Raw genomic sequence first — 24,603 nt, forward strand, 5'->3', positions numbered from 1 at the left:
ACAGTCGGTTTCCCCACAATCAGTGCTTGACGTCAGTCCTTGACGGCGCCCGCGGTGACGCCGCCGGCGACGAAGCGCTGGGCGACGACGAGCAGTACGGCCGCGGGCACGGAGGCGACGGCGGCGGTCGCCATGATCGAGTTCCACTCGGTGGTGTTGTTGCCGATGTAGGCGTAGATCCCGAGGGTGACGGGGATCGCGTCGCCGTTGCGGTCGAGCGTGGAGGCGAAGATGAAGTCCGACCACGCCCACAGGAACGCGAACAGCGACACCGTCAGCACGGCGTTGCGGCTGAGCGGCAGGATCACGGAGCGGAAGATCCGCCAGGTGTTCGCGCCGTCGATCTTCGCGGCCTGCATCAGCTCGGTGGGGATGCCGGACATGAACGCCGTCAGCACCATGACCCCGAAGGGCACGGCGATCGTGGAGTCGGCGATGATCAGGCCCCAGACGGAGTTGAGCCAGCCGAGCCGCACGTAGATGGCGTAGAAGCCCACCGCCATGACCACGCTGGGGACCATCTGCGCGACCAGCAGCAGGAAGTTGACGGTGCCCGCGCCCCGCGGGCGTAGCTTGGCCAGCGAGAACGCGGCGGGCGCGGAGATCGCCAGGGTGAGCAGCACGCAGCCGAGGCCGATGCCCAGACTGGTGGTCAGGGCGGGCAGCTGGTCGCGTACGACGTTCGTGTAGCCCTCGAGCGTCGGATCCCAGGGGAACCAGTGCGGAGGATCGGACCGCATGTCCTCGGTCCTGGTCAGGGAGACGTTGAAGATCCAGTACACGGGGAAGAGCATCAGCGCGGTGAAGAGAACCCCGAGAGCGGTCTTCCACCAGGGCCTGCGCCGGGGGCGCCGCGGCGTGAGCGAGGGTGTCGACACTGTCATGACCGCTCCTGTCGACGCTGGAGGTGGAGATAGAGGAAGCCGAAGGCCAGGGCGATGACGATCAGCAGGTTGCCGATCGTGGCTGCGGGCGAGAAGTCGGGCAGCCCGGTGCCGAAGGCCTCCCGGTAGGACCACACGGCAAGCGTGGTCGAGGCGCTGCCCGGCCCGCCGGTGGTCATGATCCAGATCACGTCGACGACCTTGAGCGTGTAGACCAGTCCGAGCAGCAGTGTGATCGCCGAGACGGGGCGGAGCAGCGGGAAGGTCACCCGCCAGAACTGCTGGCAGGCGTTCGCCCCGTCCAGCGCCGCCGCCTCGTACAGGTCGCGTGGGATGTTCTGCAGTCCCGAGTAGAGGATGACGAGGTTGAATGGGATGCCGAGCCAGATGTTCGCGATGATCACGGAGGTCAGCGCCCAGCCGGGGTCGGTGAGCCAGTTGATCTGGCCGATGCCGAACGCCTCCAGGGCCGCGTTGACGATCCCGTTGTCGCTGTTCAGCATCCACGACCAGGTGGAGCCGGAGACGATCAGCGGCAGCAGCCAGGGAACGAGGAACATGCCGCGCAGCACCCCGGACAGGCGGAAGTTGTCGCGGAAGAACACGGCCAGCGCGAGGCCGATGGCGTACTGCGCGGCGATCGAGACGAGCGTGAAGACGAGGGTGTTCCGCAGCGCGGGGCCGAACGCCTCGGATCCCATGATGTCGCGGTAGTTGGCCAGACCGGTGAACTCGGCGCCGCCCTGCACGAACGACCTGACGGTGTAGTCGTGCAGGCTGAGGTCGATGTTCCGGTAGAGCGGGTAGGCGTAGAAGGCCAGCAGATAGGCGATGAGCGGGGCCAGGAACGCGAACGCGGCCCACTGGGTGGAACGTCCGCGCACGCGGATCCGCGGGCGTGGGGCGGAGGGCGGCTCGCCGGCCGCCACCCCGCCGGCCTCCGGGGCCCGCGGGGCGGATTTCGTGGAGATGTTCATGAAGCGACTCCTCGGGCGGCGGTCAGCCGACCTCGTCCTCGGCGGTCGCCTGGGCTTCGCTGAGCGCTTCCTTGGCGCTCTTGGTTCCGCTGAGGGCCTGCTGCACGGCGGTCCACAGGGGCTCGGAGATCTTCGGGTAGTCGGTACCGAGGTCGTCGCTGGTGCGTCCCTTGGCGGTGCGCACGGCCTCGACCCACGGCTTGAGTTCGACCTGGTCGGCGAGCAGCTTCTCCTGTCCGGCCTTGGTAGGCGGGATGTAGTACGCGAAGGTCGTGGCCGTCTCCACCATGCCCTCCGGGGTGGTCATGCACTCCACGATCTTCTTGGTGGCCTCGTACCGGGCCGTGTCGTCCTGCACGGGAGCCGTGATGAATTCGCCGCCGGTCGGGGTCGGTGCCGCCCCGCCGTCCTTGCCGGGTATCTGGATGACGCCGGTCGGGAAGTCGGCCTCCGCGGCGCTGTTGACCTGCCAGGTGCCGTTCACACCGAAGGCGAAGTCGCCGGTCAGGAACTCCTCCCAGGTCGTGTTCTGGGAGTTGTTGATCACGGAGTTGGGTGCGTAGCCGTTCTTCAGCCAGCCGGTCCACAGGTCGAGGGCCTCGGCGGCCGCGGCCGAGTCGAGGTCGCGCAGGTCCGCTCCGGCCCCCCAGAACCACGGCAGGAACTGGAACGAGCCTTCCTCGGTTCCGATGCCGGCGAACGTGATGCCCTTGTGCCCGGCGTCCTTCACCTTCTTCAGGGCGGCGGTGAGCGACGCCCAGTCCTTGACGGATCCGGGGTCGACACCGGCATCGTCGAGGACGGTCTTGTTGTAGTAGATGGCGAGGGTGTTGGCGCCGATGGGGATGCCGTACTCCTTGCCGTCCACCACACCGGCCGCGAGCAGGTTCTCGTCGATCTCGGAGGTGTCGAGGCCGAACTCCTCCATCGTGGTCAGCATGCCGGTGTCGGCGAGCGTCGAGACGGCGGGGTTGTCCAGCAGGATGATGTCCGGCGACGTGCCCTCCTGGGCGGCGAGCAGGGCCTGGTTGGTCAGCGCTGTGGTGTCGTAGGCGGTGCGCTTGATGGTGACGCCCGCCTCGTCACCGCACTTCGTGACGCGCTTGGCCCAGTCGGACGACTTGTTGTGCTGCGGGTACGGGTCCCACCAGGTGTAGGTGTCGTCGGCCTGGCTGCCGCCGGCGCTGCCGGTGTTCGACGAGCAGGCGACCGCGCCTGTCATGAGGACGAGGGCGGCGCCGAGCACGCCCGCGGCGCGGATGGGCTTCGAAGGGTGTGTCACTGTATTCCTCCTTGAACACATGTGTTGCTGGGTGTCGCGGGGGGCAGGCCGGTGCTCCCGCGGTCGACGAGTTCGGGTGTGAGGAGCCGCAGGACGTGCGGCTCGTCCCGGGCCTGGGGGGTGACGATCCGGCGCACGAGCTGCCGCACGGCCATCTCCCCGAGGAGGTCGGGTGCGCTCTCGATGGAGGTGAACGGCAGCGAGAAGGTACGGGCGAACTCGTCGGAGTAGCGGCCGATGACCGACAGGTCCCGCGGCGTCTCAAGACCGCGGGCGTGCAGGACGGACGGCAGCGCCGCGGCGGCCGCCTCGTTGTTGAGCAGCAGGCCGGTCGCGGTCGGGTGGGCGTCCAGCAGCGCGTGCAGCGTCCGTCCGACCTCCGGCTGCCGCGACTCGCCGAAGACCGCGTGGAGTTCGATGCCGCGGGCCCGCGCCTGCTCCACCACGGCGTTCTGCAGCCGCCACACATAGGCGCCGCCGCGCTGGACGACGTGCTCCGGCTGCGAGACCAGGATCAGCTCCCGGTGCTGCAGCCGGTGCATGTGGTCGACCATCAGCCGGCCGGCCGCCTCGAAGTCGAGGTCGAAGACGTCCACGCCGGAGCAGTCGCCGGGCAGTCCGACCAGCGCCCCTGGCTGGGGCGCCGACCTGAGGAGCGGGAGCCGGGCGTCGTCCTGCGCGACGTTCAGCAGGACGACGCCGTCGACCATCCGGGAGCTGGTGATCCGGCGCAGTGCGCGGGCGCCGTCGGCCTCCGTGACGAGCAGGGTGTCGTACCCCAGCTCGCGTGCGGTGTCGGAGACGCCCAGCATGTACTGGAGCATGGCCGGGGCGAACTCGTCCTCGTGGAACTGGGCGAGCAGGCCGATGACCATCGTCTCCGCGGTGGCGAGGGCGCGGGCGCCGGCGTTGGGCGTGTAGCCCAGCTCCCGCGCCGCGTCCGCCACCCGCTGCCGCACTTCCGCGGAGATGGACCGCTTGCCCGACAGCGCGTACGACGCGGTGCTGCGGGAAACCCCGGCGGCGCGCGCGATGTCGCCGATCGTGACCACTGTGACCCCCTTGTCCTTTCACTTCACGACCGTGGGGCCGTCCACCTCACGGCCGTGGCGCCGTCCACCTCACGGCCGTGGCGCCGCTCGCCTCACGTCCGTGGGGTCGCGAACCTGGCGACCGTGATCTTGTCGATCAGGGGCGCGTACTTCGAGCGCAGCAGCACACCCGGGAACGTGTCCGACGCGTACGTCTCGCCGTCGAAGTTGGGCAGCTCCTCGGACCTGAAGGTGATGGCGTTGTCGCCCTTCTCCAGGCGGACGGGGACGGTGAGTTCCCAGAAGTTGTTCTCGTGGAACGAGTGCGGGAACGTCACGCGCTGTGGCTCGCCACCGCCGACGGAGATGTCCGCGTGCCGGACGAGGGGGTCGGGGTTGTAGTGCGTGGCCTCCGACTGCTCGGGGTTGGAATACCGGACCCGCAGGGCGTAGAGGCCGGCCTTGTCGGCCGTGACGTGGAACGTTGCGGTGTTGCCGTTGCCCGGTTCGCCACCGACGCCGCGCACCGCCTTCTTGCCGCCGGCGAGCGACAGGGGCGCGACCTCGGCGGACCCGGCGAGTTCGGCGTCCTCGGCCTCGTACACCTTCGGCTGCAGCGTGCCGTTGCTCTGCCGGACCGTGATCCGGTCGACGAGCGTCTTGCCTGAAAGACCGGTGACAGTGACCTTGTTGACGCCGCCAGAGAGGGACACGGCCACCTCGCCGGACTTCGATGTCAGCTGCTGCACGTCGTGGCCGTTCACGGCCAGCCGCGCCTTCCCGGTGCCGAGCGTGTCGACGTCGATGGCCGCCTCGGTGTCGGCCGGGGAGTAGACCCAGAACGTCGCGCTGTCACCCTTGGTGACCTCCGCGGCACCCGAGCCCGACGCACCCCGGCCCTCCGCCAGTTCGTACACGGGGCGCGCCCCGTCCAGCCAGGCCAGCTCCCCCTCGTAGACCGCGGCTTCCGCGCCGGGGTCGGGCAGGGACAGCGTGATCCGGTCGACGATGGCGTCGCCCTTGGTGGCCTTGGTGCCGTCGAGGCTTGTCGCGGCGAGGGTGAGGGTGTGCTTGCCCTTGGTCAGCTCGACGGTGGTGTCGGCGTGGTCCCAGACCACCCACTTGTAGCCCAGCGGCAGGAACAGCTCCTGTTCGGCGTCGCCGTCGACGCGGAGGAAGACGTTGGTGGGGCCCTGTTCCTTCACGAGTCCGTAGGTGTTGAGGGAGTTGGCGAAGACGCTCAGGTCGTAGGTGCCGTCCTGGGGCACGTCGACGGTGAAGTCGAGGGTCACGTCCGAGCCGGTCCTCAGGCCCCCGACGTCGTAGCCGCCGGAGGTGTAGAACTTGCCCACGTCGGACGGCGATCCCTCAGGACCGTTCTTGCTGTAGCCGGAGCCGGTGTGCGCGGCGTCCTCGGCCTCGTAGCTGCCCTTCCAGAGCGTGGATGGGGTGGACGTGTTGTTGGCGTCGCCGACCGGCGTCAGCACGATCTCGTACGCCGACGACTCCTTCAGCGCGGGCAGACCGCCGTCGCCGAAGTCGACCTCCACCACGCCGTCCCGTACGGCGAACTCTTTCTCGGCGACGATGTCGGGCCGGTCGGAGTCGCCGATCTGCCCGGTCCAGGGAATCTCCCGCACCCAGGCGTGCACCCGGTCGCCGAAGACCTCGCCGGGCACGTTGTCGAACTGGATGTGGCCCTTGTCGTTCGAGCCCCCGAACAGTACCCGTGCCTGACGCTTCTTCTCATCGAGCGTGGCCACGCCCTGCATCGTGTAGTTCTCGCCGGGGAAGGGCGGGCTGACCTCGACGGTGTGCCCGGACATGCTGCCGTAGGCGTTGAACAGCCACCACTGCCCGTTGCCGCGGTTCGACTGGACGGCCGAGTCCGACAGGTTGCCGTCGATGTTCCAGTAGGCCATGTCGGCGTCGACCTTGGACTCCTCGATCGCGGAGATCCACTGGATCATCTGGCCGGGTACCGAGGTGTGGTAGTTGAAGGCGTACTCGTTGACGTTGATGGGCAGTTGCTTGCCCTCATGACTGGTTCCCGCGAAGACTTGCTTCTCCCAGGCGCGGTACTTGGCGACGCTGGTGCGGACCTGCTCGGGGTGGCTCAGCTCGTGCCAGGTGATGACGTCGGGGACGGTACCCGCCTTGACGGAGTGCTCCAGGAAGCCCTTGACCTGGTCGTAGAGGATGCTGGTGTTGGGCCCTGCGATGCGGGCGTCCGGCATCTTGCTCTTGATCAGCTTGTAGAAGTCGTCCCAGGTGGCGAAGTAGTCCTTGGGGTCGTTCAACCAGCTGACCTTGTTGTAGCTCCACTCACCGGTGCCGAACATGTTGCCCTCGGGCTCGTTGAAGGGCACGAAGACGATGTTGTCCTGGTACTCCTCCGGGAGCTGGAGAACCTGGTCGACCTGTTTCGCGACCTTCTCCCGGTACAGCTTGACCTTCTCCTCCGGGGTGTCGCCCGGCCACTGGTAGGGGAAGCCGCGGTGGATGTCGGTCATATAGATGTACACATCGCCGTCGGTGCTGTCCGCGAGCGGCCTGACGACCTCCAGCGCGTCCGCGCCCGGGTGCTGCGGCCCGTCCTGCGCCTTGGTCGAGACGGTCCGCAGGTTCATGCCCTCGATGAGGTTGTTCGTCGGCACGTCCTGTCCGTACACGCCGTAGAGGGTGCCGGCGGCGCCACCGTGGAACGCGCCGGTGTCCTTGCCGAGGTCGACGATCAGCTCGCCCTCACGGACCACGGTGACCTTCGCGGTGACCGGCCGGCCTGCGGCCGTGCCCGTAACGGTGAACGCGCCGGGCGCGGCGTACTCGGCGGGGTCGACCTCGTCCCAGTCGACGGGGACCTCCCGGTCGTAGCCGTCGGAGTAGGTGGCGCGCACCGCGGCGGGCAGGTCGGGCGCCGTTCCCGTGGTGGTGCGCACGTCGAACTCGGTGCGGGTCAGCCCGGTCGCCGTTGGGGTCTCCCCCACGGTCTGCGCGACCTGCTCGGCGGTGAGCGCGGCGTGGTACACGGCGAAGTCGTCGATCGCTCCGTCGAAGAGCGGGTCCTGGTAGAAGGACTTTCCTATGTAGCCGGCGAACGTGGTTGAGTCGTCCAGGAGTTGGGAGGCGCTGATCGTGGTCCTCGCTGACGCCACGGCGGCGCCGTCCAGGTAGGTGGTGATGCGGTCCGCGGTCGTGTCCAGCGTGACGGTGAGGGTCTTCCACGCGTCGGCGGGCAGTGCCGCGTATCCGGTGACCTTGGCCTCGCCTCCGCCACCTGAGGTGGTGACGGCTGTACGCAGTTTCCCGTCGCCGTTGTACGGGGTGGTGAACAGGTACTGGTTGGTGTCCTTGCCGAGCGCGTAGATCCACTGCCACGGCGCCGTGGTGCCGTCCCACCGCACCCGCGCCGAGACGGTCAGGTCCGTGGCACCGGCGAGCGCCTGGCGTGGCAGCCGGACGTGCGCCCCGTCGGAGTTGGGTGCACCCCCGGGCAGGTTCAGGGCCGATCCCCCGTCCGCGCCGTCGACCGTCTCGCCGGTGGCCCCGTTGACGAGAGAGCCGTCGAGCCCGTTGCCCGAGCTGTCAGTGACCTTTCCCGAGCTCAGGTCGTCGGCGTCGAACGTGTAGTGCAGCTTGGGCTCCGGCAGTTCGGCGGCGGTCGCGGCCGGCACCGTCAGCCCCGTGGCCAGCAGTCCGGCGCCCAGCGCGGCGATCACCGCCGCCCGTGGGCCCGGGCGGGCCCGTCTTGCTCTCGATTGCACCATCGTTGCAGCTCCTGTGAGTTGTTACGTGGTCTGTCGAACCGGTTCGACGCCGGTCGCTGCCGCGGTTGTTCGAACCGGTTCGACAACGAGGCCTCCATCGCCGCCATCACCTCCTTGCCGTGTGGCGCTATGGCGACAGGAAATGCGTGACACGACAGCATCGCGCGCACACGTCGACATTTCCGGGAGCGGTCGTTCCAGCAGGTGGGGAGCGACCGCCTGCGACATCGGTCGCTGACGTTCGAGATGACGAACGCTATACGGGATCTCGCCTCCGGTGAGGATGGCCTCATCCCGGGGGCGGAGTCAACACCCGTGACACACATCCGAAATGCCGCTCTTACCGAGGAAACATCAGAGCAGTTCAGGCGGGCGCTGGTACTCGTGGAACTGCCCCAGGACCGCGGACGCCGCACGGGCCTCCAAGGATCCGGGCATCACCGAGGAATCAGCAACTCGGTCCAGGTCTCGGCGACTCGCTCGAGAGCGAAGGTCTCGCGAGCCTGCCTGCGGGCTTCCTGCCCGGCCGCCCGCCAGGGGTCCCCCGGGCCGTCCGTCTCCTCCACCAGCCCAGCGACCGCCTCGGCCATCGCCTCCGGGCTGTCGTGGATCCACCTCCGGTCGTAGACCTCGTCCGCTCCAGGCCAGGGCAGCAGCGCGGGCGCGGCGCCGGAGGCCATGCCCTCGGCCGGCGAGAGATGGAAGCTCTCGTCGTCGCTGGTCGACAGGACGTGTCCGACGCGCCGCAGCCAGCTCGCCACGTCCGGCCCGAACTCGTCGAAGACGACCGCGCCTTCGAGGAGCAGGGAGGTGTGGATCCGGCGCAGCACGTCGTCGTAGTGCGCGCGTTCCTCGGGCTTCTTCCAGATCCACCAGTACTCCCAGGCCGGCTTGGACTTGACCGAGAGGTGCCAGCGCCGGTCCCGGGCGCGCAGCTTCTCAAGAACATCGAGGCCGAGGTCGAGGCGTTTACGGGAGGGCGCGATACCGATCATGCCCAGGCGGAAGCGGGCGCCGGGTGCCTTGGGCCGGTCGAGCTGTTCGGTGTCGACCCAGTTCGGGATGGTGGTGATCTTCGACTCGGGCCAGCCGGTGGCCTCCTGGGCGCGGCGGGCGTAGTACGGGCTGACGCACACCACCTGGTCGACCGCGTCGATGTCGACCTGCCGTGGCCACTCGGCATCCAGCTCGAAGCGGTGCAGCCGCACGACGAGCCTGCTGCCGCGCCGCTTGTGGCGGCTGTACCAGACGGCGGCGGGCCCGCACCACTCGACGACCACCACATCGGCCCAGTGGGCGAGTTCACGGCTCGCGGCCGCGTCGTGGCGGGCGAGCGCGGGCCAGGCGTCCACTCGTACGTCGAGGCCGGGCAGCGCTCGGAAGTGGTCGAGGAGCCGGGTGAGGAACTTCAGGTCGTGGCCGGCGACGCCGACCCGCAGCGGGCGCGGGCGAGCGGCGAGGGCGTCAGGCGCGGATGGGAAGGCGTGGTGGAGTTGCGTACGCAGCCGGGCCGCCGCTTCCTCCAGCGTGAACCGCCGGGCGGCCGCGCGGCAGCGGTCGGCCGCGGTGCGCCGGGCCTCGGGGTCGCGCACGGCGCGGGCGACGGCTTCGGCGGCGTCCGGCAGGGCGGCACTCCCCGGCACGTACAGCGGATAGTCGCTGCCGAGCAGCGCCTCGTGCGCGGGCGTACGGTTGAGGACGACAGGCAGGCCGAGGGCCCCGAACTCCAGGACCTTGGTGGACAGTTCAAGGCTGGCGTCGAGTGTGGTGTCGCGCCAGCCGAGGCCCAGATCGCAGTCGGCGGCGATGCGCATGGCCTCCTCGCGCGGCTGCCCGCCGTGGTCGTGGACGCCCGGGGTGCCGCGCAGCGCTTGCGCCATGGCGGCGTGGAACTCGGGGTGGGCGGGATCGTCGTGGATCTTGTCGCCCACGGTGTGGAGTTCGGCCCGGATGCCCTGCTCGGCGAGCAGCGCCGGCAGCCGGGTCATGGCCAGGGTGTTCCAGCGCGGCGCGAACTTCCCGGTGTAGACGAGGCGTACGGGATCGTGCAGGCTGTCGTGGTCCGGAACGGGGAAGCCGGGGTCGGGAACGGCGGGCGGGCTGAGCACGCAGCGGCCGCAGGCCTCGGGCACCCAGGTCTCGAGGAAGCAGCGCAACTCCTCGGTCTGGCACAGGAGTCGGTGCGACGCGGTGGCGATGCGGGCGAGTTGCGAGCGGGCGTCCTCGGTCATCTCGGGCGCCGACTGCGGGATGTCGGTGAGGTAGGCCCAGATCCGTCCGGCGAAGGTGCGGTCGGCGACGATCCGCGTGACCAGTCTGCGGCCGCGCAGCACCAGGAGGTCGCACGGCTCGTCCTGGTCAAGCCCGGTGAGTACCTGCGAGGCCTGCACCGGTGACAGGGGGCGGTCGGTCAGTCCGGGCAGCAGTCCCTCCTCGTGCGGGCGGACCACGGTGACGCCGGGCAGCCCGGCCAGCGGATCGATCAACCGCCGTGTGAGGACGGGTGACTTGAGCACGAGTCGTGTCTCGCAGCCCGCCAGCGACAGGGCCTGGACCATGGACTGGGCCCACACGGCGGAGCCGTCGATGAGGTTGAGATCGACGTCACCGTAGATGAGCGCCCGCGGTTTCCGGCTCATGAGGGCTCCTTCCCGCGCACGGCGAACAGGCGGTACCCCCGGCTCGACCAGCTGTCGGGCGGCGTGTCGGACAGCAGCAGCGACCGGCGGACGAGCGCGGGGTGCAGCATCGGTACGAAGGTGTAGTCGTCGTGGGCGGGCGTGTGGCCCACGGCGTCGGCGCCGGAGTACTCCTGGGCGCACATCAGGTCGAGCAGCAGGGTGTCCGGGCGGTCCTCGGTGAGATCCGTCCAGTCGGCGACCCACGGTGCGGTGGGCGTCCCCGAGCTCACGGCTACGCCGGATGCTTCGAGTTCGTCGAGGGCGAGGCCCGCGGGGTCGGGCACCACCACCTCGGCCGGCCGGTGGAGTTGGCCGAGTACCTGTGCGACGAGGCGCCCGACGTCGGCCGGGTTCCGCGGGGCGGCCCGTACCGTGACCCGGCGCGCGTCGAGCGGATCGGGCCCGCCCACCAGCTGGGCGAGGCGGGCCAGGCGCACCCGGGTGCTGTCCTGGTGGAACGCTTTCCGCAGTCGGTCCCTGCCGTCCGTGGCCGGGTCGAGGCGCGCGAGCCGTACGCCCGTGTCCGCGTCGAGGACGGCGTCCCAGGCGAGCCGCGCCAGACCGGGGGCGGCCGATGCCGGGGCGTCGCGCCACAGGACGGCTGCGTGCCCCGACGCCTTCGCCTGCGCGAGCAGTTCGGCCATCCGCCGGTCCAGATCGGGGGCGAGGGCGGTGCCCGCGAGCGACCAGGGCCCGCTGCCCGTGCAGGCGCTCAGCTGCACGACGACCGCGTCCGGGTCCGTATGTTCCACGAGCAGCCGCCCATCGTGCGGCAGCAGCCGGTTGACGACGGCGTCCGCGGCGAAGTCCTCGGCGGTGCGGTCGGTGAGCACGCCCGCGATCACCAGGCGGTCGCGGGGGGCGACGGACAGGGCGCGGTGGGTGAGGTACATCCGGCCGTCGGGCGGGACGTCCGTCCGCGCGACGGCACCGGACGCGGGCGCGCCTTGCGCACGCGCCTTGGGCGCACTCCGGGCCGCCCCTCCCTTCGTCCTCCTCCCCCGCCACAGCTCGTACAGCTCCCCGGGCAGCCGCACCCCTGACCGCCTCGGCGACCGTGCTGCGGCCACCAGCGCCCGCCCCACCCGCAGCGAGGTCGAGCCCTCCAGCATGGCGACGCGCGACTCCAGCAGCCCGACGCGGTCACGGGCGCGCCGCAGCGAGGTCGCCAGCTGCTCCTTCTCCCGCTCGGCGGCGGCCAGCCGCTCGGCGAGACCGTCGTCTCGGGCGGTGTCCCGGGTGTGTCCGGCCTCCTCGGCCGCGCGCTCCAGGTCCAGGACGCGGGCGCGCAGGGACCGGGAGACCAGGTCGGCGAGGACGTACTCGCCCGCGATGCGCAGTGCCGTGGGCAGTCCGTCGGAGGGCACCGGGTGGCCGAACCAGTCGTATGACGGCAGAAGTTCGTCCGTGCGGGCGAAGACCGCGCCCGCATGCAGGTGCACATAGTCGAGGGATGCGGCCCGCAGCACCTGGCAGCGGTGCGCCACGAGGGCGTCGAGGAGCCGGTGGTACGGGAGTTCGGCCTCGCGATGGCCGAAGACGATCAGACCTCGCCCGCCCGGGCGCATCCGTTGCAGTACGGCGAGACAGTCCGCCTCGGTGCCGTGCATCGCGGGGGCGGGCCCGTACGACAGCAGCACCAACTCCCCCTCGCCGACAGGCTGTGCGCCGTGGCGCAGAGCCACGCCCTCCGGAAGGTGCAGATACGGTTCCATGCGCAGGGCGCCGCCGGTCGCATCGACGACGGTCCTGATGCCGTCCAGGTGCGGGTGGAGCAGATCGGTCAGACGCATCAGCGGGTCCTCGTGAAGACGTGGAAGCCGACCAGGTTCTCGCGGAAGCCGTACGGTCTGAACAGGGTGTGCCGCAGGCCGAGCGGCTCGATCATCGCGCGGTAGGCGGCGGCCGGCCGGTGCACTATGTAGTCGCCGCGCGGGCTGCGCTCCGGGGCGTCCTCGTCGGTGAGGATCAGGCGGCCGGTGACGCGGACGAGAGAGGCGAGGTTGCGCAGGCCGGCCGTCCACTCCGCGTCATCGAGGACGTGGAACAGGACGTCCACGCACAGCACCACGTCGTACGGCCAGGGGCTGCGCCACTCGTCGAGTGCGGCGACGGCGTAGCGCAGCCCTCCATCCTCCGCACGGGCGTGCGCGATGGCCTCCTGGCTGGCGTCGAAGCCGTCCACGCGGTGGCCGCAGCGGGCCAGGGCGCGAGCGAAGTGGCCCTTGCCGCAGCCCGCGTCGAGCACGAACAGCGGGGCCGCCGGGCTCGACAGGTCGCCGATCAGGGTGAGCAGTTGGCCGAGCCGCAGCGCGTAGAAGAGCTCGTTGCCCGGGCGGTCGAGGCCGATGTGCCCGCCGGAGGCCAGCTCGTCCTGCTCACGGTGGCGGGTGTCCCAGTACTCCCGGGTGCCGTCAGCCATGACGCTCCAGCCACTCGGTGACGACACGGGCGATCCGGGCGCCTGCCCGGCCGTCCCACAGCGGCGGCCCCTCCGCGGGCGGCACTCCCCCGCCGTCCAGGACCTTGCGCAGCGCGGGCACCAGCTCCGCGTGCCGGACGAGGCGGTTGGTGCCGTGGGTGACGGTGACCGGGCGCTCCGTCGTCGTGCGCAGCGTCAGGCACGGGACGCCCAGCACGGTCGTCTCCTCCTGCACACCGCCGGAGTCCGTGATCACGGCGGCGGCGCCCCGCACCAGCCCCATGAACTCGACGTATCCCAGCGGCTCCAGCAGGTGGACGCCCGGCGCGTCCGCGAGACCCGCGGCCTGGAGCGCCGCCCGGCCGCGCGGATGCAGCGGTACGGCGAGGTCCAGGTGAGCGGCTGCCTCCGTCAGGGTGCGGGCAGCGGCCGCGGCCGCCTCCGGGTCGTCGACGTTGGCGGGCCGGTGCAGCGTGACGACGCCGTAGCGCTCGGGCAGTCCGTGTGCGGCGCGGGCACCGGCCGGGTCGAAGCGGTCCAGATGGGTGAGCAGGGTGTCGATCATCGGGTTGCCGGCGAAGTGCACGCGGTCGGCGGCGATCCCCTCGCGGGCGAGATGGCCGACCGCCTCGGGGCTGGTGGTGAAGAGCAGTTCGGAGAGCTGGTCGACCAGGCGCCGGTTGACCTCCTCCGGCATCGACATGTCGAAGCTGCGCAGGCCCGCTTCGACATGGGCCACGGGGATCCCCAGTTTGGCGGCGACGAGCGTGGCCGCCAGTGTCGAGTTCACGTCCCCGTACACCATGACGAGCGCGGGAGCGCGGGCGGTCAGCTCGGCCTCGAGAGCCACCAGCAAGTCGGCGGTCTGGCGCGCATGGCTGCCGGAGCCGACACCGAGGTCGGTGTCCGGCTCGGGAAGGCCGAGTTCCCGGAAGAAGATGTGCGAGAGCCGCTCGTCGTAGTGCTGTCCGGTGTGCACCAGGAACTGGTCGGGGCCCGCTGTGCGCAGGGCGGCGACGACTGGTGCTGCCTTGACGAAGTTCGGCCGGGTGCCGACGACATGGAGTACTCGGCCGTTCATGTCGCAAGTTCTCCGCTCCGTCGGCCTACCTTGGCGATATGTCCCGTCATATCCCCCGCGCCCTCAGTCTGGCCGCATCGGTGGCCTGGGGCGAGTTGCGTCACGACCCCGTCCGGGCTCTCCTGCTCGGTGCCCGGCTGCTGCCGCCACGCGCCCGGCGCAGGTTGCGGCCCGTCGAGCGGCGGCTCGCCGCACGCGCCCGCACGGCCGGGCCGGCTGCGGCTCCATCCCCCGCTCGGGTGCCCGCTCCCGCCGGACGGACGATCCGCCCCGTGCCTGGCCGGGTGCTGCATCTGGTCACGAACGGGCTGCCGTTCAAGCACGCCGGCTACACCGTGCGCACCCAGGCGCTTGCCGAGGCGCAGCGGGCGGCCGGACTCGATCCGCACGTCGTGACGCGCATCGGCTTCCCGGTGGCGCAGGGGGTGCTGGACGCCCGCCCGCTGCAGATCGTGGGCGGTGTGCCGCAGCACCGGCTGCTGCCGCTGCGGCTGCCGTACGGTCAGGGGCCGATGCTGGCCCTGGGCGCCGAACTGGTAGGCCGGCTGGTGGAGCGGCTGCGGCCCGCCGTCCTGCACGCTGCGACCGACCACGGCAACGGGCGCGTGGCGCTGGCCCTGCGCGAGGCGTACGGCCTGCCGGTGGTGTACGAGGTGCGGGGCTTCCTGGAGGAGACCTGGCTGACGCAGGCGCCGGGGCGCTCCCGGAACGACGAGACGTACCGCGCGCGCCGCACCCTGGAGACGTACTGCATGCGCGAGGCCGATCTGGTGCTGACGCTGGGCGCGGCGATGAAGGCCGAGATCGTGTCCCGCGGGGTGCCCGAGGAGCGGGTCCTGATCGCCCCCAACGCGGTGGACGAGGCGTTCCTGGCTCCGCTGCCGGACGGGGCGCCGCTGCGCGCCCGCCTCGGCATCGGACCGGACGATTTCGTCGTCGGTACCGTGAGCAGCCTTACGCCGCACGAGGGGATCGGCACCTTGCTTCATGCGGGTGCCGAGCTGCGCCGCCGGGGCGTGCCGCTGCGGCTGCTGATCGTGGGCGACGGTCCGGAGCGCGCGGCGCTTCAGGCGCTGGCCGGCCGGCTGGGCCTGGGCAACGGTGGCGCGCTGTTCACCGGTCGGGTGCCGCACGACCAAGTGCGGGCGTACCACGCGGTGCTGGATGTGTTCGCGGTGCCGCGCACCGACGAGCGTGTCTGCCATCTGGTGACCCCTCTCAAGCCGGTCGAAGCGATGGCGAGTGGTCTCCCTGTCGCAGCTAGTGATCTCAGCGCAATGAGAGAACTAGTGGAACCCGAGGTGAACGGACAGTTAATTCCCCACGGATCACCACAAATATGGGCAGAAGAACTCGAAACATTGCTCTACAGTCAAAAGCGGCGAACTGAATGGGGAGCAGCCGCCCACGCGCTCGTCGCGCGTGACCGCACCTGGAACCGGGTCGCCGCCATGACCCGGGAGGCGTATCGGTCACTTGGATGCGCCTGAGAACCAGAAGCCTGGTAGCCGTACCGTCCTGAACCTTCAAACCAAGATCCTGCCTGGACGCGGGGTGAATCCCTATGCAGGTCGAACAGGCCAAACCGCTCGGGGACGAGAACGAACAGCTCGGGGACGCAGAACAGGCCGACCAAGTGGAACTCGCGGTGATCGGGCTCGGCTACGTCGGGCTGCCGCTGGCGAGGGAAGCGGCGTCGGTCGGCCTGAGAGTCGTGGGGCTCGACCGGGACCCCCGTGTCGCAGCGGCACTCAACGCCGGGCACTCCCACGTCGACGACGTGTCCGACGCGGACGTCCGCCGGATGCAGGCGGCCGGATTCCTCGCGTACACGGACGACTCCTGTCTCGCCCGTGCGCAGACCGTGGTCATCTGCGTGCCGACCCCGCTCAGCGAGGACGGCGGTCCGGACCTGAGCGCGGTGGTCTCCGCCACCCGTGCGGTCGCGGGCCGGCTGCGGCGCGGACAGCTGATCGTGCTGGAGTCGACCACCTATCCGGGCACCACCGAAGAGGTCGTCAAGCCGCTCCTTGAGAAGTCCGGGCTGCGGGCCGGCGAGGACTTCGCGCTGGCCTTCTCCCCCGAACGCATCGACCCCGGCAACACCACGCACGGGCTGCGCGCCACACCGAAGGTGGTCGGCGGCTGCACCCCGTCGTGCGCAGCGCGCGCGGTCGCCTTCTATGGCAAGATCGTCGACACCGTCGTGCAGGCGAAGGGCACGCGCGAGGCCGAGATGGCCAAGCTGCTGGAGAACACCTACCGGCACGTGAACATCGCCCTCGTCAACGAACTGGCCATCCTGTGCCGCGAGTTGCACGTCGATGTCTGGGACGCGATCCGCTGCGCGGCGACCAAGCCCTTCGGCTTCCAGGCGTTCCGGCCGAGCGCCGGGGTGGGTGGCCACTGCATCCCCATCGACCCCAACTACCTGTCGTACAAGGTGCGTTCGCTTGGCTACGAGTTCCGCTTCGTGGAGCTCGCCCGGGAGATCAACGCGCGGATGCCCGAGTACGTCGTACGGCGCGTTCAGGACCTGCTCAACACCGAGGGCCGCGCGCTGCACGGCTCCCAGGTGCTGCTGCTCGGCGTCACCTACAAGCCTGACATCGCCGACCAGCGCGAGTCGCCCGCGGTACCGGTGGCCCGGCTGCTGCGGAAACGGGACGCCGAGATCGCCTTCCACGACCCGTTCGTCACCGAGTGGTCCGTCGACGGGACAGCGGTGCCGCGCGTCATCGACGTGACGACGGCCGTGCGCAGCTTCGACCTGACGTTGCTGCTCCAGGACCATTCCGCTTACGACCTGCCCAGGCTCGCCGACGAGGCCCGTCTGCTGTTCGACACCCGCGGGCGGATCTTCCGGCCCGGTGTGGAAGTGCTCTAGGACGCAACAACGTCCCTGCCGGTGCGGGGAGTCGAGAGGTGCTCTGATGCGGATACTCGTCGTCACCGTCGTGCATCACCCCGAGGACGCAAGGATCCTGCACCGGGAGATAGCCGCCCTGCGGGACAGCGGCCACCAGATCGTGTACGCGGCGCCGTTCACGGCCCGCGGGGTGGCGCCGCGGGCCGACGTCGAGGGCATAGACCTGCCGCGAGCCGCCGGCAGCAACCGCCGCGAGGCGCTCCGCGCGGCCCGTACCGTGCTCTCCGAACGCGGTCCCGCGGCCGACGTGGTGCTGCTCCACGATCCGGAGCTGCTGCTGGCGCTGCCAGGTACGCTGCGCCGCTGGCGGCGGGGCGGAGCGGCTCCGGTGACCGTGTGGGACGTGCACGAGGACACAGCGGCGGCCCTCGCCATGAAGCGCTGGGTGCCGCGGGCACTGCGCCCGCCGTTGCGGTTCGCGGTGCACATCGCCGAACGGCTGGCGGAGCGTCATCTTCGGCTGCTGCTCGCCGAGGATGCGTATCAGGCGCGCTTCCGTCGCACGCATCCCGTGGTGCCGAACCTCGCGACCGCGCCACCCGGCCCGACCGAGCCGCCGGGCGGTGAACGTGTCGTATACCTGGGGCAGCTGTCACGGGCTCGCGGCGCGCTGGACCTGATACAGATGGCGCGTCTGCTGTGGCCCGCGATCCGCGTCGAGGTGATCGGCGCGGCGGACCCCGACGTACGCGACGCGCTCGCAGCGGCCGACCGGGACGGCGTCCTGCACTGGCATGGTTTCCTGTCCAACGACCGCGCGCTCCCCCTGCTGTCGGGCGCCCTCGCCGGCCTCTCCCTCCTGCACGACCAGCCCAACTACCGCCACTCGCGGCCCACCAAGGTCGTCGAGTACATGGCCTGCGGCATCCCCGTCGTCACCACGCCCACGCCGCTGGCGGCCGAACTCGTCGAGCGGCACAGCTGCGGCCTGGTCGTACCGTACGAGGATCCCGCAGCGGCGACGGAGGCCGTGCGGCGCCTCAGCACGGACACGGGACTGCGGCTGCGCGCAGCCGAGCGCGGCCGGAAGGCGGCCCTCGCCGACCTCAACTGGCCCGACAAGGCCGCCCGGTTCACGACACTTCTGGAGACCTGGGCGAAGGAGGCTGCTGGCCCTGCGCTCACCCGTGAAGCGGCTCGCACACGCCGACCGAGCCCCCGCCGCACGGCCGGAAGCCCGCCACCCTTCCCCAGCGAACGCCCCGCGACGGACGCGTGAACTCAACGCCCCTGGCCGCGCAAACGGCCGTCGCTGTCGCGACGTCATCGCACATGGCACCAGCTCGTACGACGCCTCGTGCCTTAGGACATCCGCCGGCCTGCGGCCGAACCACGCGTTCGGCCGCTCGGTCGCCGACCGCAACAGCGCCACCGCTCACGCTGTCCAGCATCACCCGTCCGGCGATGCTGTCCGCCGTGGCCGATCCCGCCTAAAGGGTGGCGGCGGCCGCGAACCGCCGACCGGCGCTTCGTCCGCAAGGGCGGCACGTCCGTAGCCTCGGGGCATGGCGAACCTGTGGGACCTCATGCACGACTGCATCCCCGACGACCACGCCCGCCAGGTCACGTCGCGCTACTACCTCGACGAGGTCATGAGCTCGCCGGACGCGCCGGACCAGGTGCTCGACCTGGGGTGCGGGCGTGGCACTTCTGCCGCGAATTTCAAGAGACACAATCCGAAGTTGCGGTGGGTGGGAGTCGACATCCGCGACTCTCCGGAGGCCAGGCAGCGACGGCCCAGCGGCGATCCGCTGGTCCACTTCGACGGCATCCACCTGCCCTTCCGCTCGGACACCGTGCCGCTGATCTACTCGCACCAGGTCTTCGAGCACGTCTCGCACCCCCGGGACCTGCTGGCGGAGGTCGGCCGGGTGCTGCGGCCGGGCGGGCTGTTCATCGGCAGCACGTCCCAGTTCGAGCCGTACCACTCCTTCAGCCTGTGGAACTACACGCCGTACGGATTCCGGGTTCTGGTCGAGGAGGCCGGGCTCGCCCTGGAGGAGCTCCGGCCCTCCCTGGACGGGGTGACGCTGATCATGCGGGCCTACCACGGCGAGCGGAAGAAGAAGGAGTACGGGCGGTATTGGAACGAGGAGTCCCCGCTCAACGCCGAGATCGACAGCTGGGCGAAGCACACGGGGAGGCGGACGGCCCTGGTGAACCTGCGCAAGCTCACCTTCTGCGGCCAGTTCGCGTTCCGCGTCACCAAACCAGGCCCGACCTCCGCCACAACGGCGGCTGCCTTCAGCCCGGATCATCGCGTCGGATCCGGCGTACCTGATCTTCGGCGTACTTGAGCGAGGCCGGCGATGAGGCGGCCTCTGCGGTACGAACGGCGCGGCACTCCCATGAATCCCGTGTTTTCCCACCATAGTGGGATGTTATGAGCACGGAGCCCACCTACCCAGCCGGCCTCGACCAGCAGCCGAAGGACGAGCCTCCGGACCCAGTGATCGTGACCATCGGCGTGGTGGCGGTGATGGTGGTGGTGGCGTGGGCGGCCATCGGCAAGGACAACTTCGCCGATGTGTCGGACGCCGCCCTGAACTGGGTCCTGAGCAATTTCGGCTGGCTTTTCGTGGTAGCCGCCGATTTCTTCCTGGTGCTGTGCGTGATCCTCGCCTTCAGCCGGTTCGGGATGATCCGTCTGGGCCGGGACGACGCGGAACCGGAATTCACCAACACCTCGTGGATCGCGATGATGTTCAGCGCCGGAATGGGCATTGGCCTGATGTTCTACGGCGTGGGCGAGCCCCTGCAGCACTATGTGTCGCCGCCGCCCGGTTCGGGCGTAGAGCCGCAAACGCCTGGCGCGGCTCTGACTGCCATGGAGTACTCGTTCTTCCACTGGACGCTCACTCCGTGGGCGATCTACGGGGTGGCCGGTCTCGCCCTGGCGTACGCGGTCTTCCGCAAGTCCCGTGGGAACCGGCTGAGCTCGGCCTTCGTGCCGCTGATGGGTGAGCGGTGGGCGAACGGCTGGCCCGGCAAGGCGGTGGATCTGCTGGCGGTCTTCGCGACCGTCTTCGGCACGGCCACCAGCCTCGGCCTCGGCACCCTCCAGGTCGCCAAGGGCCTCAATCTGACGGCGGGGGCGCAGGAGTCCAGGACGCTCGATATGATCATCATCGTGTCGCTGTCCGCGGCCTTCGTGGTCTCGGCGTTCTCCGGCCTCCACCGGGGCGTGAAGTGGCTGAGCACCATCAACATCGTGCTGGCAGCGCTGCTGATGCTGTTCGTGTTCGTGGTCGGCCCGACCGTGTATGTGCTGGACAGCATCCCGGCGAGCGTGGGCGGGTACTTCAGCGAGTTGCTCCCCATGGCCTCCCGGACCGGCGTCTTCACGGACCCGGAGTGGACCGGCCGGTGGACGATCTTCTACTGGGCGTGGTGGCTGTCATGGGCGCCGTTCGTCGGTACCTTCCTCGCCCGCATCTCGCGCGGCCGGACGATCCGCGAGTTCCTCATCGGGGTGCTGCTGGTGCCCAGCGGCGCGACCATGATCTGGTTCTCCGTCATGGGCGGCAGCGCGATCCGGATGGACGCGACCGGCCAGGCGGACCTCGCCGAAACGGTTCAGCAGGGAGCGGAGGCCTCGCTGTTCGGGCTGCTGGACAACCTGCCGCTGTCCACGCTGACGTCGTGGGTCGCGATCGTGCTGGTGATGATGTACTTCGTGACGAGCGCCGACTCCGCGTCCATCGTCATGGGCTCGCTGACCAGCCGCGGAGCACTGCACCCCCGCACCTGGCTGGTCGTCCTGTGGGGCGTACTGATGGCCGCTGTCGCGGCGGTGCTGCTGATCGCGGGCGGGCTCGACTCGCTGCAGACGGCGACGATCCTGGTGGCGCTGCCGTTCGTGTTCGTGATGCTGATGCTGTGCTGGGCGCTGATCGCCGAGCTTCGCGAGGACCCGGGGGCCGGGCCCCCGCGGCACGCCCTGCACGGCTTGCGGGACGCGGTGACGGCCATGCTCGGCGACGAGATCACCGAACACGGCCGCCCCCGCCACCCCCGGCTGCGGCGAGGAAAAGGGGACCGCGGCGAAGGTGAGGTCCCGGGCCAGTGAGACCGTCTGGTGGGGCGCAACTCGACGGTTCACGATCCGCACGGTGTTGAGCTCCCCGAGGCGGGTCGGCGGGCGGCTGGCGGCTGGCGGCTGGCGCTTTGCACGGGATTGACCCGCCTCGGCAAACGTGACCAGCGCGAGGCCGTGGCGTGCGATGGTTCAGACCTCGCCCACCAGATCGCCCAGGCGACCCGGGAACGCTACGGACCCGACAAACTGCAGGAACTGGATCCAGCTTCCGAGATCCCCGCCCTCATCCAGGGCACGGTCAACGCCTCGTCCCCAGCATGGCAGCGACTCGACACGCTCATTCGCGCGCAACTGGACACGTGACCCGACCGTGTGCGGACGCACAGCTCGGCGTCGCGCTAGGGGTGGGGGACTCCTTCCAGTGGGGCGGACGCCCACCTCAACGAGGGTCTGTCGGCCAACCAGGTGCCGTACAGGTCGCGTAGAGGGTTACCGGGCGAGTGGCCCAACGGGTCGCCGAACCGGCTGGCTGGGCCGGCAACAGGACGGAATCGCCACATCCCCGGCCTCCGCACCGGGTCGCCCGTCTGAGCGGAACAAGATGCTGGATACTCGCGGGATGGATGGATCAAGGGCTGACTGGATCAACACCACCCACGATTGGGCCCGTGACGTGGACCTGGGCCATCTCGCCCAGATTCGCCAGGAGCCGGAGCAGTTTGCTCCCTGTGGCCCAGGGCACCTCGTCCTTGAAGTCGTGGCCTATGCCGCCGATGAGGCATCGAGTCGAGCGGGGGGCCGATGCCTGATCACTCTGCACCGCGACGGCTCTGTGTCCGTGGCAGATAACGGACGAGGCACCGACACTCGCGTCGATGATCACGGTCGGATCGTAAAGAAGCCAGTGATGGCATCGAAGGACCTGCGGTTCTTCGACTCCCCGGATGCGGAGCGGCTTCCAGACGGGCATCCACGTCGCGGCATGTCCGTCGTAGCGGCGCTCAGCGAGTGGCTGATTCACACCAACCGCCGTCGCAACGGGGCCTGGAACCAGCGTTATGAGCGCGGTGTTCCAGTGACTGACCTGATTCCCCTCGAGGCCGACGGAACCACCGGGACGCTCGTCCGCTTTCTACCGGTCGAGTCGCTCTGCCCGCCGGGGTCGTTGACCGTGGAGGATCTGACGCGGTGGACCGCGCACTGGCCTGACCTGGAGGTCCGCCTCGATGACCAACGCGGCAGAGGCGATCAACTGATCCCGTGAGAGTCTTCCCCGATTGCAGCGAGGCCGGCGTGACGGAATAGCGACGTTCCTGGTGAATGGTTCTGCTTGTCGACTCGCCCGACTTGGATCAGCTTCACCCGCGCCTCGAAGAGGTCCTTGAGATCGAGGTGTTGGTGAGTGAGGTGCCAGCGCTTGATGCCGGCCTCGATTGCGAGCCGGGCGACGCTCAGGCACCCGCTCGATCGCAGCTGGGTCCCGGCGAGAAGGCGGTCGCCACAACACTTGAGCTGAAGGAGAACAGCTTCTCGCCGGGCACATAGTCTCCCGCGGACGCGGGGGCTGCGGGACAGATGCAATGCATCCTGTTTCGCAGTTTCAGCCAGCCGCGCCGCCCGGGCTGGTACGACTGCCCCAGTCCCTTGGCGACCAGGCCCAGATGCCGACCGCGGCCCACCCCTCCCTCGCCGCGATGGAGGATGTGGACGCTGCCCCCCTCGGCGATCAGCGGCGCCGCAGTGACGGGTCGAGCAGCGCGGGCGGAGTGTCGTACTTCTCGTGCGCGGCCAGGTCGGTGCCGGGGGCGACGATGGCGTCGATCGCGTCGAGCACGTCGGCGGAGAGCACGGTGTCAGCGGCGGCGAGTTGCGAGTGCAGGTGGTCCAGCGTGCGGGGGCCGGTGAGCGCGCTGGTCACGGCGGGATGCGCGGTCACGAATCCGAGCGCGAGCTGGATCATGGTCAGGCCGGCCTCGTCGGCGACCTTGGCCAGCTGCTCAACGGCATCGAGCCTGGCCCGGTTGGCGGGGATGGCGGTGTCGAAGCGTTCCGGCAGCAACACGGAGCGGCTGGTGGTGATCTCCCGGCCCTCGCGGATCGCGCCCGACAGCCATCCCGAGGCCAGCGGACTCCACACCAGCACACCGAGCCCGTACTCCTCAGCCACGGGCAGCACGTGGGACTCGATCCCGCGCTGCAGGATCGAGTAGCTGGGCTGTTCGGTGACGTAACGGCTCAGGTGATACTCGCGGGCAGCCCACTGGGCTTGCACGATGCGGTACGCGGGGAAGGTCGAGGAGCCGAAGTAACGGATCTTTCCCGCGCGTTGCAGGTCGGTCAACGCCGACAGCGTCTCCTCGTCGCTGGCGTTCGGGTCCCACCGGTGGATCTGGTAGAGATCGACGTGGTCGACACCGAGACGGCGCAGGCTGTCGTCCAGCGCGGTGACCAGCCAGCGGCGCGAGCTGCCCTGGTGGTTGCGCTCCTCGCCCATGGGCATGTTCGCCTTTGTGGCCAGCACGATGTCGTCGCGGCGGCCGGCGATGGCTTTGCCGACCATCTCTTCCGACTCGCCGTCGCTGTACCAGTCGGCGGTGTCGATGAGGTTGATGCCGCCCTCGAGAGCGGCATCGACGATGGCGGTGGCCTCGTCCTGGGTGGTGCGTCCTATCGCGCCGAAGTTCATCGCGCCGAGCGCGAGGGAGCTGACCTGCACACCGGTGCGGCCCAAGGTGCGGTACTGCATGACCGTGTTCCTCCATTGCGGATGAAGCGTGGTGGCAATGCATGGCTTGGCTGTCGGGCCCCTGCTCTGACATCATGAGCAAACGGAACCTCGTTCCGGAACGAGGGAAACGATACGGAACGCTGTTCCGTTTTGGCAAGCCCCGGTAGCGAAAGGAGACGCGCGGTGAACGACAGCGACAACGGCGCAGGGCACGCAGCCCCGTCCAAGCGGAAGGACGCCCGGCGCAACAAGGCGACTCTGCTCGACGCAGCCGCCGCGGTCTTCGTCACGTCAGGCGTGGAAGCGCCGGTACGCGACATCGCGGCCAAGGCAGGCGTCGGACTGGGCACGATCTACCGCCACTTCCCGACGCGAGCGGATCTCATCATTGCCGTCTACCAGCATCAGGTCGACGCCTGCGCCGTGGCCGGTCCAGCCCTGCTGGAGACCAGCCCGACTCCGCACGCCGCACTAGGGCAATGGATCAACCTCTTCGTCGACTTCCTGGTCACCAAGCACGGACTCGCCACCGTGCTGCAGTCCGACAACACCGGCTTCGACACGCTGCACGCCTACTTCCTCGACCGCCTCGTGCCCGTCTGCACCCAACTGCTCGACGCCGCAGCCGTCGCCGGCGAGATCCGCTCCGACATCGATGCCTACGAACTCATGCGCGGCGTCGGGAACCTCTGCATCGGCGCGGACAGCGATCCCCGCTACGACGCACGCCGCATGGTCGAACTCCTCATCGCAGGACTACGCCGACCGCACTGACCATCGGC

At 69.8% G+C, this 24,603-nt stretch carries 19 protein-coding genes; 9 read left to right on the top strand and 10 right to left on the bottom strand.

The genetic code is table 11. The features are described from left to right. Nucleotides 1-32: 32 nt before the first annotated feature. The 9 genes from H1D24_RS32925 to wecB all read right to left on the bottom strand — a co-directional run bounded on the left by H1D24_RS32925 (nt 33) and on the right by wecB (nt 14,125). Nucleotides 33-884, bottom strand: coding sequence for a carbohydrate ABC transporter permease (locus H1D24_RS32925; RefSeq protein ID WP_181661387.1), 852 nt, complete (start codon nt 882-884; stop codon nt 33-35). Beyond that, on the bottom strand, nt 881-1,861 hold the full coding sequence (locus H1D24_RS32930) for a carbohydrate ABC transporter permease (RefSeq protein WP_181661388.1): 981 nt from the start codon (nt 1,859-1,861) through the stop codon (nt 881-883). The genes H1D24_RS32925 and H1D24_RS32930 overlap by 4 nt, the downstream gene beginning before the upstream one ends. A 22-nt stretch (nt 1,862-1,883) precedes the next feature. Further along, entirely contained in the window at nt 1,884-3,083 is a 1,200-nt protein-coding gene (locus H1D24_RS32935; RefSeq protein ID WP_258564497.1) for a sugar ABC transporter substrate-binding protein, read from the bottom strand. 56 nt (nt 3,084-3,139) lie between these two features. Continuing rightward, nucleotides 3,140-4,195, bottom strand: a complete 1,056-nt coding sequence (locus tag H1D24_RS43770; RefSeq protein ID WP_181661390.1) for a LacI family DNA-binding transcriptional regulator — start codon at nt 4,193-4,195, stop codon at nt 3,140-3,142. Between the two features lie 92 nt (nt 4,196-4,287). Continuing rightward, the gene (locus H1D24_RS32945) at nt 4,288-7,941 is read right to left on the bottom strand and encodes a LamG-like jellyroll fold domain-containing protein (RefSeq protein WP_181661391.1); all 3,654 of its coding nucleotides are present in this window, start codon (nt 7,939-7,941) and stop codon (nt 4,288-4,290) included. A gap of 437 nt (nt 7,942-8,378) precedes the next feature. Further along, nucleotides 8,379-10,580: a glycosyltransferase gene (locus tag H1D24_RS32950; RefSeq protein ID WP_181661392.1), complete on the bottom strand. Its 2,202-nt coding sequence runs from the start codon at nt 10,578-10,580 to the stop codon at nt 8,379-8,381. Continuing rightward, nucleotides 10,577-12,415, bottom strand: coding sequence for a hypothetical protein (locus tag H1D24_RS32955; protein ID WP_181661393.1), 1,839 nt, complete (start codon nt 12,413-12,415; stop codon nt 10,577-10,579). Before H1D24_RS32955 ends, H1D24_RS32950 begins: the two co-directional genes overlap by 4 nt. Beyond that, nucleotides 12,415-13,044, bottom strand: coding sequence for a class I SAM-dependent methyltransferase (locus tag H1D24_RS32960; RefSeq protein ID WP_181661394.1), 630 nt, complete (start codon nt 13,042-13,044; stop codon nt 12,415-12,417). The genes H1D24_RS32955 and H1D24_RS32960 overlap by 1 nt, the downstream gene beginning before the upstream one ends. Then, nucleotides 13,037-14,125 (bottom strand): non-hydrolyzing UDP-N-acetylglucosamine 2-epimerase, encoded by a 1,089-nt coding sequence (gene wecB, locus H1D24_RS32965; protein WP_181661395.1) that lies wholly within the window; start codon nt 14,123-14,125, stop codon nt 13,037-13,039. Before wecB ends, H1D24_RS32960 begins: the two co-directional genes overlap by 8 nt. A gap of 38 nt (nt 14,126-14,163) precedes the next feature. Here wecB and H1D24_RS32970 point away from each other — a divergent pair, with 38 nt between their 5' ends. The 8 genes from H1D24_RS32970 (at nt 14,164) to H1D24_RS33005 (ending at nt 22,638) form a co-directional block, all read left to right on the top strand. Then, a complete protein-coding gene (locus H1D24_RS32970) occupies nt 14,164-15,615 on the top strand; it encodes a glycosyltransferase (RefSeq protein ID WP_181661396.1) in 1,452 nt (483 codons plus the stop codon). A gap of 74 nt (nt 15,616-15,689) precedes the next feature. After that, nucleotides 15,690-17,012, top strand: a complete 1,323-nt coding sequence (locus H1D24_RS32975; protein WP_181661397.1) for a nucleotide sugar dehydrogenase — start codon at nt 15,690-15,692, stop codon at nt 17,010-17,012. A gap of 46 nt (nt 17,013-17,058) precedes the next feature. Beyond that, the gene (locus tag H1D24_RS32980; protein ID WP_181661398.1) at nt 17,059-18,273 is read left to right on the top strand and encodes a glycosyltransferase; all 1,215 of its coding nucleotides are present in this window, start codon (nt 17,059-17,061) and stop codon (nt 18,271-18,273) included. A 286-nt stretch (nt 18,274-18,559) separates the two neighbouring features. After that, a complete protein-coding gene (locus H1D24_RS32985) occupies nt 18,560-19,351 on the top strand; it encodes a class I SAM-dependent methyltransferase (protein WP_181661399.1) in 792 nt (263 codons plus the stop codon). An 86-nt stretch (nt 19,352-19,437) separates the two neighbouring features. Continuing rightward, nucleotides 19,438-21,123 carry a BCCT family transporter gene (locus tag H1D24_RS32990; protein WP_181661400.1) on the top strand — a complete coding sequence of 562 codons (1,686 nt, stop codon included), beginning with the start codon at nt 19,438-19,440 and terminating at the stop codon, nt 21,121-21,123. Between the two features lie 9 nt (nt 21,124-21,132). After that, nucleotides 21,133-21,456 (top strand): hypothetical protein, encoded by a 324-nt coding sequence (locus tag H1D24_RS42905; RefSeq protein WP_258564489.1) that lies wholly within the window; start codon nt 21,133-21,135, stop codon nt 21,454-21,456. A 256-nt stretch (nt 21,457-21,712) separates the two neighbouring features. Continuing rightward, nucleotides 21,713-22,357, top strand: a complete 645-nt coding sequence (locus H1D24_RS33000) for an ATP-binding protein (RefSeq protein ID WP_258564490.1) — start codon at nt 21,713-21,715, stop codon at nt 22,355-22,357. A gap of 56 nt (nt 22,358-22,413) precedes the next feature. Next, nucleotides 22,414-22,638: a hypothetical protein gene (locus H1D24_RS33005; protein WP_181661401.1), complete on the top strand. Its 225-nt coding sequence runs from the start codon at nt 22,414-22,416 to the stop codon at nt 22,636-22,638. A 181-nt stretch (nt 22,639-22,819) separates the two neighbouring features. Here the strand turns inward: H1D24_RS33005 and H1D24_RS33010 are convergent, their stop codons facing one another. Further along, nucleotides 22,820-23,839 carry an aldo/keto reductase gene (locus tag H1D24_RS33010; protein WP_181661402.1) on the bottom strand — a complete coding sequence of 340 codons (1,020 nt, stop codon included), beginning with the start codon at nt 23,837-23,839 and terminating at the stop codon, nt 22,820-22,822. 165 nt (nt 23,840-24,004) lie between these two features. On the opposite strand from H1D24_RS33010, the gene H1D24_RS33015 reads away from it, so the two are divergent. Then, nucleotides 24,005-24,595, top strand: a complete 591-nt coding sequence (locus tag H1D24_RS33015; RefSeq protein WP_181661403.1) for a TetR/AcrR family transcriptional regulator — start codon at nt 24,005-24,007, stop codon at nt 24,593-24,595. The last annotated feature ends 8 nt before the right edge of the window (nt 24,596-24,603 follow it).

This window comes from Streptomyces himalayensis subsp. himalayensis, assembly GCF_013778455.1.
Lineage (GTDB): Bacteria > Actinomycetota > Actinomycetes > Streptomycetales > Streptomycetaceae > Streptomyces > Streptomyces himalayensis.

Bases quoted from the DNA above. Each gene is read 5' to 3' on its own strand.
- H1D24_RS33000 (WP_258564490.1), top strand. From the start codon at position 21,713: ATGGATGGATCAAGGGCTGACTGGATCAACACCACCCACGATTGGGCC.
- wecB (WP_181661395.1), bottom strand. From the start codon at position 14,125: ATGAACGGCCGAGTACTCCATGTCGTCGGCACCCGGCCGAACTTCGTC.
- H1D24_RS32930 (WP_181661388.1), bottom strand. From the start codon at position 1,861: ATGAACATCTCCACGAAATCCGCCCCGCGGGCCCCGGAGGCCGGCGGG.
- H1D24_RS32990 (WP_181661400.1), top strand. From the start codon at position 19,438: ATGAGCACGGAGCCCACCTACCCAGCCGGCCTCGACCAGCAGCCGAAG.
- H1D24_RS32970 (WP_181661396.1), top strand. From the start codon at position 14,164: ATGTCCCGTCATATCCCCCGCGCCCTCAGTCTGGCCGCATCGGTGGCC.
- H1D24_RS32945 (WP_181661391.1), bottom strand. From the start codon at position 7,941: ATGGTGCAATCGAGAGCAAGACGGGCCCGCCCGGGCCCACGGGCGGCG.
- H1D24_RS32955 (WP_181661393.1), bottom strand. From the start codon at position 12,415: ATGCGTCTGACCGATCTGCTCCACCCGCACCTGGACGGCATCAGGACC.
- H1D24_RS32960 (WP_181661394.1), bottom strand. From the start codon at position 13,044: ATGGCTGACGGCACCCGGGAGTACTGGGACACCCGCCACCGTGAGCAG.
- H1D24_RS33010 (WP_181661402.1), bottom strand. From the start codon at position 23,839: ATGCAGTACCGCACCTTGGGCCGCACCGGTGTGCAGGTCAGCTCCCTC.
- H1D24_RS32935 (WP_258564497.1), bottom strand. From the start codon at position 3,083: ATGACAGGCGCGGTCGCCTGCTCGTCGAACACCGGCAGCGCCGGCGGC.
- H1D24_RS33005 (WP_181661401.1), top strand. From the start codon at position 22,414: ATGGTTCTGCTTGTCGACTCGCCCGACTTGGATCAGCTTCACCCGCGC.
- H1D24_RS32985 (WP_181661399.1), top strand. From the start codon at position 18,560: ATGGCGAACCTGTGGGACCTCATGCACGACTGCATCCCCGACGACCAC.
- H1D24_RS32950 (WP_181661392.1), bottom strand. From the start codon at position 10,580: ATGAGCCGGAAACCGCGGGCGCTCATCTACGGTGACGTCGATCTCAAC.
- H1D24_RS32980 (WP_181661398.1), top strand. From the start codon at position 17,059: ATGCGGATACTCGTCGTCACCGTCGTGCATCACCCCGAGGACGCAAGG.
- H1D24_RS32975 (WP_181661397.1), top strand. From the start codon at position 15,690: ATGCAGGTCGAACAGGCCAAACCGCTCGGGGACGAGAACGAACAGCTC.
- H1D24_RS32925 (WP_181661387.1), bottom strand. From the start codon at position 884: ATGACAGTGTCGACACCCTCGCTCACGCCGCGGCGCCCCCGGCGCAGG.